Genomic DNA, 14557 nt, shown 5'->3' with positions numbered 1-14557 from the left:
TCCGCGGTTTACTGCGGAATATGTCAGAATCGGGAAGTGATGAATTGATCGAAATGCAGGATGTCTGGAAGACCTATTCCAACGGGACCCATGCGCTTCAAGGCGTATCCGTCAAAATCGACCGCAATGAGTTTGTCTATGTCGTCGGACCATCCGGGGCAGGTAAATCAACGTTCATGAAATTAATCTATAGAGAAGAAACACCGACCAAAGGACAAATTTCAGTGGGCGGGTTCAATATAGGCAAGCTGAAGCCGCGCAAAATTCCTTATGTCCGCCGCAATATCGGCGTGGTATTTCAGGATTTCCGCCTGCTGCCGAGGATGACGGCCTATGAGAATGTAGCATTTGCGATGGAGGTTATTGAGGCTCCGAAAAAGATTATCAGGAAGCGTGTTCCTGAAGTGCTCGAATTGGTCGGCCTGCGCAGCAAAGCGAACCGTGAGCCCTCGCAGCTGTCAGGCGGGGAGCAGCAGCGGATTGCAATCGCCCGGGCGATTGTCAACAATCCTTCCGTCATTATTGCGGACGAGCCTACCGGCAATCTGGACCCCGAGACCTCATGGGGAATTATGCAGCTGCTCGACGAAATCAATTTTCGCGGGACAACCATTGTCATGGCTACACACAACAGGGATATCGTCAACAAAATGCGCAAGCGGGTACTGGCCATTGAAAACGGAAGTATTGTCAGAGACCAAGTGAGAGGGGAATATGGCTATGAGTTTTAAAACCTTCTTGCGGCATGTGCGGGAAGGCTTCAAAAACGTATTCCGCAACGGCTGGATGTCGGTGGCTTCCATCACCTCCATTGTCGTCTCCCTATTCGTGCTTGGTGTCTTTATATTGCTTGTGCTTAATGTGAACGCGGTAGCCGACAAAGCGGACAGCCAGGTGCAGATCAATGTGCATCTGACGCTGAATACCGACCAAAGAATGCGTGAAACGCTGGAGAATGAAATCGGCAGCATGCCGGAGGTCAGCAAGGTGGAATTCGTCTCCAAGGAGCAGGGGCTGAAGGAATTCCGCGAGGATATGGGGCCGGATGCCGCCGAGCTACTGGAAGGCTTTGATGAAGATAACAACCCGCTGCCGGACAAGCTGCTCGTGGAAGTGATCGAGCCGACAACGGTTCCCTTCGTGGCGGAGAAGATAGAAGCACTGAACCAAACCCATGAAGAGCAGCCGATTTACAAAGTGAACTACGGCAAAGGCTCGGTGGAAACGCTTTTTAAGGTGACGAAGGCTGTAAGGAACATTGGATTTATTTTTGTAGCGGGTCTGGCACTGATGTCAATGTTCCTGATCTCCAATACGATCCGGGTTACGATTCTTGCCCGCCGCAAGGAGATCGGCATTATGAAGCTGGTGGGTGCGACGAATTATTTTATCCGCTGGCCTTTCTTTGTTGAAGGAGCACTGATTGGCCTGATCGGCTCGCTGGTCACCTCGGGTGCGCTTTATGTGGGCTACAGCAGCCTGGTATCTTCCGTGCAGGGAGACCCGATGCTGGGGCTGCAGCTGATTCCCTTTGGGGATATCTGGCTTCTGCTCTGCGGGCTGCTTGTTGGCCTGGGCGTGCTGATTGGTGTATGGGGCAGTACCGTATCGATCCGCAAGTTCTTGAAAGTATAATCCATTTATGCGGGTGCAAGATGACCATCATATAAGACAAAGGACGGGGAGTGCGAGTTGAAGAAGATTGCCGCAGGATTGGCCGCTGTGTTGCTGGCTGCCACACTATTCCAGCCCTCTGACGGATATGCCAAAAAAACTACGCTCGAAGAAATCGACAAGCAGCTGAAGCAGCTGCAGCAAGAGGTGCAGGAAGCCAAGGCCGCGCAGGAAAAGGCCGCTTCACGCAATCAGGAAGCCAAGCATTATTTGAATAAAACGAATCTTAATCTCCAGTATGTTCTGGAGCAAATTGATCAGGTGAAGGGCGAAATGACGGTAATCTCCGGCAAGATCGCCAGCACAGAGGAATCTCTGAACGTTACAGCGACCGAGCTGGATGAGGCGGAGGCACGTGTGGCTTCCCGCGAGAAGCTGCTGGAATCCCGGATCCGCCTGATGTATACCGATGGTGCCGTTTCCTATTTGGATGTGCTGCTCTCATCGACAAGCTTTTCCGATTTCCTGGACCGGGCGGACTCGCTCAAGATGATTGTGGATCAGGACCAGGACCTGCTGGTGCAGCACAAGCTGGACAAGCAGACCATCATTGCCAAGAAGCAGGAGCTGGAAGGGCAATACGCCCAGGCCAAGCAGCTCTATACGGATCTGGAATCCCAGCGCAGTGTGCTGAAGGAGAAGGAGGCGGAGAAGCAGGAGCTTATTGCTTACTATGACAAGGAGATTCAGGAGACCGACGGCCTCACGGAAGAGCAGGATGCCAAGCTGGTGAAGCTTGCCAGCGAGCGTTCGGCGCTGGAGAATCAGAAGGACCAGATCAAAGCCGAGGAAGCCGCTCGCAAAGCGGCGGCAGCCAAGGCCGAAGCGGATCGCAGAGCGGCAGCGGCCGCCGCGGCGGCCAAGGCCCGGGCCTCCAGCAGCAGCTTGAGCTCAGTCAGCAGCGGCAGCTCCGCCGAATATGCCGGAGGGAACGGACCGTTCCTGCTTCCGGTGGGATCGGCGCGGATCTCTTCTCCTTACGGGGTGCGGACGCATCCCGTAACAGGTGAGACTGGCAAAATGCATACCGGGGCGGATTTTGCTGTTCCGCAAGGAACGAGCATTCATGCTGCTGAAGCCGGTACAGTCATTGTGGCTGAATGGTGGAGCGGCTATGGATATGCTGTGGTAATCGACCATGGCGGCGGAGTGTGGACGCTCTATGGACACATCCGCGAAGGCGGCATCAGGGTTCAGGTGGGCGACCGGGTGTCACGCGGCCAGACCATTGCTGAATCGGGAGCCACAGGCCGTGTCACCGGCCCGCATCTGCACTTCGAGGTGCGGATCGACGGCAAAACGGTCGATCCGATGCCTTATCTTTGATTTTATTGATTCATAAATATTAATCTGGTTTGCGGCATATACTGGAAGAGATACCGTTCTTTGTGGAACGGGCAGACTCCAGGCTTCATGAGATGGACAAGAAGGGACGGTGGGAGCATCATGTTGAAAAAAAGCACAGCGGCGTTTATGATTGTCGCCGCCTTGCTGTGCGGCAGCCTGCTGACCTTGGGCGTCACCGGCTATGCGAGTATATTCGGACAAGCTGCGGGTGAGGGAGCGGCGGCAGTCGTGGCGGCCGGCGGCCTGCAGGAGAAGGAGTCGCAGAAGCTCGGTACCGCGCTGAGTCTGATAGAGGGCTACTATTACGAAAAGGTAGACCGGACCAAGCTGATCGACGGTGCCGTCAACGGTATGATGGAGGCACTGGGCGACCCTTATTCGAATTATATGGGCAAGGAAACAGCGGAGAAGTTTGAAGAGAGCATCGAAGGCTCCTTCTCGGGAATCGGAGCGGAGGTCTCCTCGGATAACGGCAAGGTCGTCGTGGTCTCCCCGATTAAAGGCTCACCCGCCGAGAAAGCCGGTATCCAGGCCAAGGATGTAATTCTGTCGGTGAATGGAGAAACGCTCGAAGGCATGGAGCTGAATGCTGCAGTAGCCAAGATTCGCGGACCCAAAGGAAGCAAGGCCACGCTGAAGATTCAGCGTACCGGAGCTGCGGAGCCGCTGGAATTTGTGCTTACACGTGATGATGTGAAGCTGGAAACCGTCTACGCCAGGCTTGAGAAGGATGGCGTGGGCGTTATTGAAGTCACCCAGTTCTCAATGAATACCGCCGAGCGGTTTAAGGAAGAGCTTGGCAAGCTGGAGAAGCAGGGGATGAAGGGACTTGTCATTGATGTCCGCAACGATCCGGGCGGTGTACTGCCGGTGGTGATTGAGATGGCGGAACAGTTCGTTCCATCGGGCAAGGTCATTGTTCAGGTGGAGGAAAAAGATAAAAAGCCTGAAGTCAGCACCTCCAAAGGCTCAAGCAAAGATTATCCGGTCGTTGTGCTGATGAACAAAGGCAGCGCCAGCGCCTCGGAGATTCTGGCCGGAGCCCTGCAGCAATCCGCAGGAGCCAAGCTGGTCGGAGAAAGCTCCTTCGGCAAAGGTACCGTTCAGACGAGCTTCGACAAGCAGCTTGGGGACGGCAGCCTGCTGAAGATCACCATTGCCAAATGGCTGACGCCAAACGGCACTTGGATCCACGGCAAGGGCATTAAGCCGGATATAGCGGTAGCCCAGCCGGATTACTTCTCGGTGGCGCCGATTAACAAAAGTGCAACCCTGCAATACAACATGAACAGCACGGATGTCAAAAGCGCGCAGACAATGCTGGACGGTCTGGGCTATAAGCCGGGCCGCAAGGACGGATACTTTGATGCCGCGACGAAGGATGCGGTTAAGAAATTCCAGAGCGCGTCCAGGCTGCAGGCGACCGGCATTATTGACGCCAAGACTGCCGAGGCGCTGGAGCTGGCGCTGATCAAAATCATTCAGGACCCTGTCAACGACAATCAGCTTAACAAGGGAATTGCCGAGGTTCAGAAGGAAATTCAGGCGGCGGCGTCGAAAAAGTAAGAAGGCTGATTCCAGCCTTCTTTTTTTAAAAATATAGAATTTATATGCTTAGCACACTAAATGATCCTTCTATTTCTCGCTGAAACACCCCGTCCCTTATAAGGACGGCGAAGCCGTTTCCACTTGAATAGTATTACAGAGTGAACTTAACCCTTATATAGAGCTTATTTGCTTCAACGTCATAAATTATCCTTACCGGACTTTAAAGGAGTGTGACGAACGGTTTGAATGGGATGCTGGAACTGCTTACTAGCTGGGGCTCGGCGGTATTACATCTGCTGATTCAGCCCTATTACTATATAGCCATTCTCTTTATTGCTGTCTATTACCGCAGGCAGGTGGCGCTGGAGCGGAAGCTGATTCATGTGAAGCTGCACAGCTGGGGCCGGGAGACCTGGCGCACCGTCTGGAGCGGCCTGGTGATGGGGCTGGCTGTTTCTCTCGCTGCGGTGGCGCTGGGGATTTCGTTAACGGGCACGGCGGTGGCCTGCATTTGGGTCGTCAGTCTGGTGCTCATGCTGTTTCGTGTGCGCTATTTGTGTTTTGCCTATTCCATAGGTCTGCTGGGAGTAGTGCAGTTTATCCTGTCCTTTTTTCCCGATACGCTGCAGGGCGGACCGGCAGGAACTGTTGCCGCTGCGCTGCGCGGAATGGATATTCCGGCGCTGCTGGTGCTGGCCGCGCTGCTGCATCTGGCCGAGGCGCTGCTGGCGCGCTGGCAGGGCGCAGGGCTGGCTACGCCGCTGTTCCTCAAAGGCAAGCGCGGCAAGGTTGTCGGCGGCTACCAGCTGCAGGCCTTCTGGCCGCTGCCGCTGTTTCTGCTGATTCCCTCCGGCGCGGGAATCGGCGATTTGCCCTGGCAACCGCTGCTTGGCGGCGGGCTGGGCGTGGTGTCCCTGCCGGTCATCATCGGCTTCAGCGAGATGACCCAGGGCCTGCTGCCCGGGCGCAAGGCGGCCCGCACAGCAGGACGGCTGCTGCTGTACAGCAGCGTCCTGCTGTGCCTGAGCCTGCTGGCCGCCTGGTGGAGCCCGCTCACCGTGCTCGCGGCGCTCGCCGCGGTACTGCTGCACGAAGGGCTTGGCTGGTACAGCGCTCTGGAGGAGCGCAGTCTAAGCCCGGTCTTCGTGCATCCCCCGGCCGGCCGCAAGGTGCTGGCCGTGCTGCAAGGCAGCCCCGCGCAGGAGCTGGGCATCCTGCCGGGCGAGATCCTGCTGAAGGTCAACGGGGTCCTGTTGACCGAGGCCGCGCAGCTGCATGAGGCGCTGCGCATGAATCCTGCATTCTGCAAGCTGGAGGTGCAGAACCGCGAAGGCGAGAGCAAGTACCTCCAGCGGGCGATCTATGATGGTGACCACCATCAGCTGGGCATCATTCTGGTGCCCGAGCCGGATGAATCGGTCACCGCAGAGGCCAAGCCCTCCAGCATCTTCAGTATTATTGCGATGAAGACCGGGCAAGGCCGCCGGAGCCGTCCGTCCGGCGGGCTGGGACGCGCCAAAGGCGCGGCTGCGGACGGCAAGCAGGAATCTGCCGGAGTCTAGTCTAGTGAGTCAGGATTTTTCAGCCTCGGACAGCGGGCAATTCCACTTTTGCTGCCCTTGAGAGAGAAGAGTCCAATCGAAACAAGCCAAAGGCCAGTGCCTCCTGATATTCAGGAAGCACTGGCCTTTTTCATGGAAGATAGGAGAGGTGCAGCCATAATCCTTACAGCCCGTCTCCACGCTGGTTCTTCAAATAGAAGATAGCGATTTGTGTCCGGTCGCGCAGGCCGAGCTTGCTGAGGATATCGGTGATGTAATTTTTGACGGTGCCTTCGCTTAAGAAGAGCTCTGCGGCGATCTCCTTGTTGGTATGGCCCTCCGCGATGGAGGACACGACAGCCAGCTCGGCTTTGGTCAATCCGTACGTTTCCAGCGCCTTGGGCGGAACGTCTTTCGGACGCGCGGCCGGCTGCAGAAAACCCGCCAGCTTGCGGGCAATGTCGGGGTGGATGAGCAGATTGCCTTCATGTACAGTTTTGATGCCCTGGATAATCCGGTCCGGCGGAATATTCTTCAGCAAATACCCGCTGGCCCCGTTCCGCAGCGCTTCGATAATGTATTCGTCGTCGTCGAAGGTCGTCAGCATCAGCACGGAGATATCGGGGAAGAATTCCTTGATGGATTTCGTACCCTCGACACCGCCGCAGTTAGGCATCCGGATATCCATCAGCACCACATCGGCATGAGGCAGCTGCTTCAGCAGGGCCAGAGCTTCATGGCCATCGCCCGCAGAGCCCACAACCTCGATGTCCGGGTCCAGTGCGACCAGCACCTTGAGACTTTCGCGGATAAATGAATCATCGTCAACGATTACTACTTGGATCATAAGAGGCTTGTCTCCTTTACCCGGAATGGACATTCATATAAATTTTATACCGCTATATAAATTGAACTTGTGATTGTTATAGTTTAGGTTCGGCCGTGACTTCTGAAACGTTGGAAGAAATTTCCTCTTGGTAACATAAGGGAGGAGCTTTTGCGACACTGCACTAGATGGATTGAACCTGCAAAAGATATCCACCGCAGAACCCTGAATCTGCAAGGGGAGGGCATAGCGGATAATTGCATTTCCTGCAGTTAACAGACGGGAAGATAGCAGTTTAAGCCATACCCATATACATATGTTTTACAAGTTCAGAGCGGGCGCTCTCTGGGCTGACTAAGCAATGGCACCCTGGTGATTACAGTGAACTCCGGGTCAAGCCGGAGCTCCAGTGTCCCGCCGACCCAGCGGGTCCGCTCGCTCATTCCCTGCAGGCCCATGCCTCCCTTGCCCCGGAGCCTTGAAAGAAGCGGGTTCTCTTCCGGCTGCTCTCCGTTGTTGCCAACCTCCATAACCATCTCGTGCTCGCTGAAACACATTTTGATCCATACTGCGGTGGCATGACCATGGCGGAGAGCGTTGGTGAGCGCTTCCCGGGCATTTTTGAAGAGTGTGACCTGAACACTGGGATACAGCGGATATGGCATGCCGTGTACCTGATAGGAGGTGTCAATGCCGGTATCGCGGCCAAGCTCCTCCAGCAGCCGGTCCAGCGCATAAGCTCCTTCGAGCTGCGGGGCATGGTTGATCCGCCTTACCGCTGTACGCATATCATCCATACTGGCGGCGAGCTGGTCACGGATCTGGCTCATCATGTCCATTCCAGTCTCCGGCGAATGCGGCAGAGTATGGATGGCTGCCTCGGTCATCATTTTGACCCGGATCAGCCGGTGACCGATATCGTCATGCAGCTGGCGGGCAATCCGGACCCGTTCCTCCGCCTGCGCAGCTGCTTCGATCTGGGAGTTGAACTGAAGCAGGCGGCTGCGGGCTTCCTCCAGCTCGAAATGCTTTTTGCGCAGCTCATCATAGAGGAACAGGGTATCGGCGCGTCCGCGTCCGGATTTCAGCAGCAGCCTGTTCAGGGCGGCGGACAGCAGGAAGGTGAGATTCATATAAGCCGTGACCCTTGGCGTTGAGCCGATGAATGCCGCATTTAGCGCCGCCAGATGAAGAATCAAGAAGACAAACGCCACAGGCCTTCGCTCCAGTCTGGAGTAATAGATCAGCGCAGAAACCGCCGGGAAAATCATCAGCTCCCCATACTGCCCGCAGAGCCAGGCGGTGTAGAGCAGTTCAACAGCTCCTGCCAACGCGGGAAGGAAACCCGGCAGACGCCCGCCCAGAGTCACAATCAGCAGCAGCAGCAGGAAATGAAGGGTGAACAGCTCATAGTCGGCATAGTCATAGACGTATATGGCTATCAGTGCAGGAAGGATAATGAGCGCGTAGCGCAGGACGTTCGTTTCTCTGTTCAAATGGGGGTCATCCTTTATAGAGTTGGTATGCTTATCTTAGCATAAGAAGCCGCTGCTTCAGGAGATGACTTAAGTCACCTCCAAAGAATGACCTTTCGTACCTTCGGCCGGACCGGTCTTTAAGCTACAATGAATCCATAGAAGCCTCAGGGAACAGGAGAGATGGACGATGGCGTTTGCGGTTCTAAATAATGTAGTGAAACGGTATGATCAAAAACTGACGGTGGATCACGTGAATTTCAGCATACAGGAAGGCGAGATCTTCGGCCTGCTCGGCCCGAACGGAGCGGGCAAAAGCACCACAATCAGCATGATCTGCGGTTTGCTGAAGGCCGACGGCGGCGATATCATGATTGACGGACTGTCGGTAATGAACAAACCGCTTGAGGTGAAAAAGCGGATCGGTCTTGTTCCCCAGGAGCTGGCTTTATATGAAAATATGACAGCGGCGGAAAATGTGAGCTTTTTCGGCAAGCTCTACGGGCTGCGCGGCAGGCTGTTGAAGGAAAGGGTTGGGGAGGCGCTGGCCTTTACCGGACTTAGCGAACGGTCCAAGGACAAACCGTCCACGTTCTCCGGCGGAATGAAAAGAAGGCTGAACATCGCCTGCGCAATCATGCACCGTCCCAAGCTGATTATTATGGATGAGCCGACCGTGGGAATTGATCCCCAGTCACGGAATCATATCCTGGAATCGGTCAAAGCGCTGAACAAGCTGGGGTCCACGGTGATCTATACAAGCCATTACATGGAAGAGGTAGCCGCCATTTGTGACAGGGTAGCGATTATGGATCAAGGCCATATCATCGCCTGCGGCACCGAACGCGAGCTGCGGGAACGGGTAGCCCATGAAGAAAAGATAGTTGTGAAGGCATCCCATATTACACCTGCCCTGATCCGGGAGCTGGGGCAGCATCCGCGGATAAGCCGGGTTGAGCTGAATGAAGATACGGTAGAGCTGTACCTGCCTTCCTCACAAAGTGAACTGCAGGATATTTTATTTATCTTTGCCAAGCATGAAGGGATTATAGCTTCACTGAACATTGAAGAGCCGGATCTGGAAACGCTGTTTCTCAGTCTGACCGGACGGACCTTGCGGGACTAGGGGAGAGAGGAAGGCTTATATGAACATTTGGACGATTATGAGCTATGAACTGCGCAGATTATTCCGCTCACGCTCCTTGCTGATCAATTTGTTTTTGCTGCCGCTGGTGCTGATCTTTCTGCTTGGGACTTCACTATCCGGAGTGGTCGGTGTCAAAAGCGCGGCCAAGATAGAACCCGTACGGGTGGCGGTAGTCAGTCCCTCAGGCGGAGAGGCTGGGCCTTCGGCCATGATTGCAGCCTTTCTGGAGTCGCCGGAGGTTCAGGAAGTGATTATTCCGCATGAAGCAGAGAGCCGCGGGGCGGCAGAAAGCGGTCTGCGTACCGGAAAGTATGGTTATGCGATAATTGTTCCATGGGATTTTGACAGCAAGGTGCAGAACGGCGAAAAAGCTCAGCTGGAATTTATTCTCGGCAAGGACCATACTGACAATATGGTGGCGGGAACAGCCTTTGACAATTTCCTCAGCACAATAAATTATAAGCAGGCGGCAGCGGCGGCGCTTGGACCGCAAGCACTGGCGGTGACTGCATCCTCTTCCGCAGACCATGAAGCGGTCAAGCTGGGCGATCTTAGCAATGGGGGCAGAACCTATACGGCTTCCCAGTTCTACGCCGCCTCCATGCTGCTGATGTTTCTGCTGTACAGCGGAATAACGGTAACCAGCTCTCTTTTCAGCGAAAAGGATAACCATACCCTCCACCGCATCAATTCGATGCCGGTCAAGGGCTCCGAGCTGTTTACCGGTAAAGTCCTGGGCATCGGCCTTGTGTCCATTGTTCAATGCCTGGCGATTATTCTGCTCAGCGACTGGCTGTTCGGAGTATACTGGGGCAACCGCCCGGGACTGCTGCTGCTGTTCTGCCTGCTGATGATTATCGCCTCGATGATGCTCTCCATTGTCATCTGCTTGTTCAGTAAAACCGCAGCAAGCGCAAGCAGCGTCATCAGTGTAATCACGGTATGCATGACGTTTCTCAGCGGGGGGATGGCTCCGCTGCCCGACTCCTTAGTGAATACTATCGGCGCGGCTACCATTAATCACTGGGCGCAGCAGGCGATAATCCGTATGATGCTGCATGCTGAACTGCCGCAGCTGCTGCCGAATCTGCTCGTCCTGTCTGTCATCTGTCTAGTGATGCTCAGCGCAGCGATGTTCTCATACCGGAAGGTGGGGTACCATGAATAATATTCTGACGATTGCCTGGAATATGGTCATGCGGTCTATCGCTTCCCGCAGAGGAATGCTTACGTATATTCTGCTGCCGAGTATCGTAGTCGCCATAATCATATTTGTCACCGGAGGCGTGGAAGGCAGCACGCCAACCGTATTATACACCAATATGGACACTGGAGCGGCTGGGAAGCATTTACTTGCTGAACTGGAGAACACGGGGGATTACAAGCTTGTATCACGAAGTGATGAGGCGGCGCTGAAGGAAGGCATCACCCAGCAGGAAGGGGAAGCGGGAATATGGATTCCTGCCGGGTATACCGCACAGCTTGCGGGAGGACAGCAGCCCCAGCTGAGTATCTATGAGCTTAGAGCAACAGAAGCTTCGATTATGGTCAAAATGAAAGTGAATGCCATCGCAGGCGAAATGCTCGGAACTGCTCAAACGGTGCAGGCTGCCGGCGGAGGAACGGGCGATGCTGAAGCCGGGCTCGGCGCGATTCTGAAGCAGGCGGAGCAGCATAACGTAGGAAGCACACGCACGGATTATGACTTGTATCCGCGGGAGACGCTTGGCGTGATTACAGGCCTGACGCTGATGTTCCTTATGGGGCTGGTAACTAGTACCGTATCCCTGATTATGGACGACCGCAAGGGGCGGACAATGATGCGGATGTTCAGCGCTCCGGTCCGTTCTTACGAAATTGCCCTGGGCAATTTTCTGGGCAGCTTCATGATGGGGGTCATTCAGATTGCCGTTGTGCTTACGCTTGGGAAATGGGTGTTCCGCTATGATTATGAGGTTCCTATGTACCTGTATTTCCTTGTCCTGGCAGCCTTTATGCTCGTATCCATGGGAATCGCCAGTACAGTAGCGGGACTCGTCCGCAATCCGCGCAACGCCGGCATGCTGAACTCGCTCATTCTTACACCGACCTGCATGCTGGGCGGCTGCTTCTGGCCAATTTCGCTGATGCCTGACTATATGCAAAAAGCGGCCAACTTCATGCCGCAGAAATGGGCAATCCAGGCGGTGGATATCGCGGCAACCGGCGGCGGCTGGGATGAGCTGTGGCTGCCTTTTGCCATCCTGGGCCTGATGGCCGTGGTTCTGCTGGCTATCGGGTCTGTCATTCTCCGGCCAAATGAGGCCGGAATCAGCGCGTAGGCATGCAGCCGCTGCGCAGTATAATCAGCCGGCTGTATCCGGACACAAGCCGGAGCGGCCGGCTGATTTTTGCAGAAATCAAGAATAGGACAGCCAAGCCATTTCTGCTTGTAATGCAAAGTAAGGCAATTATGGTATAATGCTTGCAAAGGTAGATTCAGAAATCGATTGCGGAAACACAGTTGTAAGCGATAACATAGCGAGGCTTGTTCGAAGCTTAATTAAGGGAAGCTATGCTCACAAAACCTTTAGGAGGATGAGAAGATGGGCAGCAACAAATTGGCTTGGACCTGGCGGGTGAAAGAGGAGAGCCTGCAGGAGTACGTGCAGCTGCATCTGAACCCCTGGCCGGAAATTTTGGAGGAGCACTCCAAAGCGGGAATTACGAATTATTCGATTTTTCAGAACGGCAATCAATTCTTCTATTGCTTTGAATGCAATGACCCGGAAGCGGCTTTTGCCTACATAGCGCAGAGCGATGCCTGCAACAGATGGAACGCCATTACCTCGAAGATGGTCGAAGGCTCTTTTGACTTCAATGACGAAGCGCCGATGGTGCCGCTGCGGGAGGTGTTTTATCTGGAGTAGATCAGTTTACAGTCCTCTTATTTATAGTTATAATTTAAACAATGCATAGCTGAATACGTAAATGTTTTTTGGAGGATCCTGTCACCAAGGCTCCTTTTTGTTCAAAGATAAGAATTTATATGTTTCACGCTATAAATTAGCCTTATCTTTCTCGCTGAAACGGATACCGTCCTTATAAGGGCGGCGCAGCTGTTTCCACTTGAAAGATAAGATTTTATCCTGAATTTCGAAATTAAGTATCCACAAACCCTCTAAAAAGCTCTATGCGAAGGGATGTCTTGCTACAAACAGCTTGCACCCAATGGGTGAAGGAAAAAGGGGGGTTATCCCTTGTCCGATCTGGATGGGTTCCATTCACTTTCGGAATTCAGGATGAATTGAACCGGAGAGCCTGAACAAGCTGATGAAAGGCAAGGAGTTCATAAGGAACGAAAGCGAAGTGGAAAAAGTAACACTAATGGGCTGGAATCCTGGCTTGAACGGGCTTTAGTGGGATTTTGTACACCTAATGGAGGCCCGCTCCCCCCATATGCCTGATTTCAGCCGGATTAGGTGTACTTTTTCCCACTAGGGATGATCCAGGAGCCGAATATGTTGGATTAGTTATACTTTTTACCACTAAAATGGCTGCCCTTTGAATGAATGGTTCAAGTTCCATCTTAATGCAGGCGAATTCCTCTGCAAGGGAGAGAACCGGATCGATGAGCCTTTTTCCCGCTAACCCTTGCGAAATAGCGGCTGGGGGAATATGAAGTGACCGTTTCCACCTGGCTTCCCGCCTGGCTTCAGCAGCCAGCCTTACACCTGAAATGCAAACAGCTGCGCTGCCCGGTCAGGGAAGGCGCAGCCGTTTCCACTTGTTTTTTAGCCTTTAGGAAGCTTTGGGGGCGGGTCCTTGCACAGAGAAAAGGAGTGGAGAAACAAGTTATGGAATTTATTTTATATCTGATGCTGATTCTGCTATTTACCAAGCTGGCGGGGGATTTATCCGTACGTCTGAGGCAGCCTGCGGTGCTCGGCAAGCTGATTGTCGGCATTCTGCTGGGTCCGGCCGTGCTTGGCTGGGTGAAGGACAGCGACTTTATTCATTACATGTCGGAGATTGGCGTGCTGCTGCTGATGTTCATTGCCGGGCTGGAGACGGACCTTGCACAGCTGCGCAAAAACTGGAAATCGGCATTCGCAGTGGCAGTCGGCGGCATTCTTTTGCCGTTCTTCGGCGGGCTGGCGGTTGGGGAGTGGTTCGGCCTGGCCTATGCCAACGCATTGTTCCTGGGGGTTGTGCTGAGTGCGACCTCGGTCAGCATCTCCGTACAGGTGCTGAAGGAGATGGACCGGCTGAACTCGCCGGAGGGATCGACGATTCTCGGTGCGGCGGTAGTGGATGATATTCTGGTGGTTATTCTGCTGGCAGTGCTGATGAGCTTTCTTGGGACGGGGACAGAAGTGTCCTTGGGCCTGATGATCGGCAAAAAAATTGCATTCTTCGCCGCAGCCGTTCTGGCGGGATGGCTGGTTGTGCCCCGGGTGATGGGCTGGCTTGCACCGCTCCGGGTGACGGAAGCCACGATTACGGCGGCTTTGGTGCTGCTTTTCGGCTACGCTTATTTTGCAGAGCTGATGGGAATGGCCGGTATTATCGGCGCTTTTGCCGCCGGCATTGCCATCGCCCAGACGTCCTTTAAGCATGTAGTGGAATCCAAGGTGGAGCCGGTTGCCTACTCACTGTTTGTCCCGGTGTTTTTTGTGGGTATTGGACTTAGTGTCACTTTTGGGGGCGTAGGCAGCCAAACCGGATTCGTGGCCCTGCTGACTTTGGTCGCCATCCTGGCCAAACTGCTTGGGGGCGGATTGGGTGCCCGGCTTACCGGCTTTGGCACACGTTCTTCAGCGGTGATTGGCGCAGGAATGATCTCCAGAGGTGAGGTTGCGCTGATTATCGCTGCTGCCGGACTGGAGAACGGCCTGCTGCCGGAGCAGTATTTTACCCCCGTCATTATTGTTGTGATTCTGACCACGCTGGTAACGCCGCCTTTGCTGAAAGCCGTGTTCCGGTAAACCAGGTGCATACAGCTCTCCATCGGATGAAG

The 14557-nt window shown here is 54.3% G+C and carries 12 protein-coding genes; 10 read left to right on the top strand and 2 right to left on the bottom strand.

Annotated elements, in window-relative coordinates:
- Positions 1–44: 44 nt before the first annotated feature.
- The 5 genes from ftsE (at position 45) to HYD27_RS09545 (ending at position 6131) form a co-directional block, all read left to right on the top strand.
- Positions 45–731 carry a cell division ATP-binding protein FtsE gene (gene ftsE, locus HYD27_RS09565; protein ID WP_219214152.1) on the top strand — a complete coding sequence of 229 codons (687 nt, stop codon included), beginning with the start codon at positions 45–47 and terminating at the stop codon, positions 729–731.
- Positions 721–1635: a permease-like cell division protein FtsX gene (gene ftsX, locus HYD27_RS09560; RefSeq protein ID WP_219214149.1), complete on the top strand. Its 915-nt coding sequence runs from the start codon at positions 721–723 to the stop codon at positions 1633–1635. Before ftsE ends, ftsX begins: the two co-directional genes overlap by 11 nt.
- A 57-nt stretch (positions 1636–1692) precedes the next feature.
- Positions 1693–3000 (top strand): murein hydrolase activator EnvC family protein, encoded by a 1308-nt coding sequence (locus HYD27_RS09555; RefSeq protein WP_219214146.1) that lies wholly within the window; start codon positions 1693–1695, stop codon positions 2998–3000.
- Positions 3001–3120: 120 nt separating this feature from the next.
- Positions 3121–4587: a S41 family peptidase gene (locus HYD27_RS09550; RefSeq protein WP_219214143.1), complete on the top strand. Its 1467-nt coding sequence runs from the start codon at positions 3121–3123 to the stop codon at positions 4585–4587.
- 233 nt (positions 4588–4820) lie between these two features.
- Positions 4821–6131: a PDZ domain-containing protein gene (locus HYD27_RS09545; RefSeq protein ID WP_219214417.1), complete on the top strand. Its 1311-nt coding sequence runs from the start codon at positions 4821–4823 to the stop codon at positions 6129–6131.
- 163 nt (positions 6132–6294) lie between these two features.
- On the opposite strand, the gene HYD27_RS09540 is transcribed toward HYD27_RS09545, so the two are convergent.
- Positions 6295–6957, bottom strand: coding sequence for a response regulator transcription factor (locus tag HYD27_RS09540; protein ID WP_219214141.1), 663 nt, complete (start codon positions 6955–6957; stop codon positions 6295–6297).
- A gap of 308 nt (positions 6958–7265) precedes the next feature.
- The gene (locus HYD27_RS09535; RefSeq protein WP_219214138.1) at positions 7266–8432 is read right to left on the bottom strand and encodes a sensor histidine kinase; all 1167 of its coding nucleotides are present in this window, start codon (positions 8430–8432) and stop codon (positions 7266–7268) included.
- Positions 8433–8601: 169 nt separating this feature from the next.
- On the opposite strand from HYD27_RS09535, the gene HYD27_RS09530 reads away from it, so the two are divergent.
- The 5 genes from HYD27_RS09530 to HYD27_RS09510 all read left to right on the top strand — a co-directional run bounded on the left by HYD27_RS09530 (position 8602) and on the right by HYD27_RS09510 (position 14525).
- The gene (locus HYD27_RS09530) at positions 8602–9537 is read left to right on the top strand and encodes an ABC transporter ATP-binding protein (RefSeq protein WP_219214136.1); all 936 of its coding nucleotides are present in this window, start codon (positions 8602–8604) and stop codon (positions 9535–9537) included.
- Between the two features lie 19 nt (positions 9538–9556).
- Positions 9557–10726, top strand: coding sequence for an ABC transporter permease (locus HYD27_RS09525; protein WP_219214133.1), 1170 nt, complete (start codon positions 9557–9559; stop codon positions 10724–10726).
- On the top strand, positions 10719–11879 hold the full coding sequence (locus tag HYD27_RS09520; protein ID WP_219214130.1) for an ABC transporter permease: 1161 nt from the start codon (positions 10719–10721) through the stop codon (positions 11877–11879). Before HYD27_RS09525 ends, HYD27_RS09520 begins: the two co-directional genes overlap by 8 nt.
- A 264-nt stretch (positions 11880–12143) precedes the next feature.
- Positions 12144–12467, top strand: a complete 324-nt coding sequence (locus tag HYD27_RS09515) for an L-rhamnose mutarotase (RefSeq protein WP_219214127.1) — start codon at positions 12144–12146, stop codon at positions 12465–12467.
- Positions 12468–13394: 927 nt separating this feature from the next.
- Complete coding sequence (locus HYD27_RS09510; protein WP_219214124.1) at positions 13395–14525, top strand: cation:proton antiporter; 1131 nt, start codon at positions 13395–13397, stop codon at positions 14523–14525.
- The last annotated feature ends 32 nt before the right edge of the window (positions 14526–14557 follow it).

Source organism: Paenibacillus sp. S150 (assembly GCF_019352175.1).
Lineage (GTDB): Bacteria > Bacillota > Bacilli > Paenibacillales > Paenibacillaceae > Paenibacillus_AQ.
The sequence above is the reverse complement of the archived record's forward strand: the minus strand, read 5'-3'. Positions and strand labels throughout refer to the sequence as shown.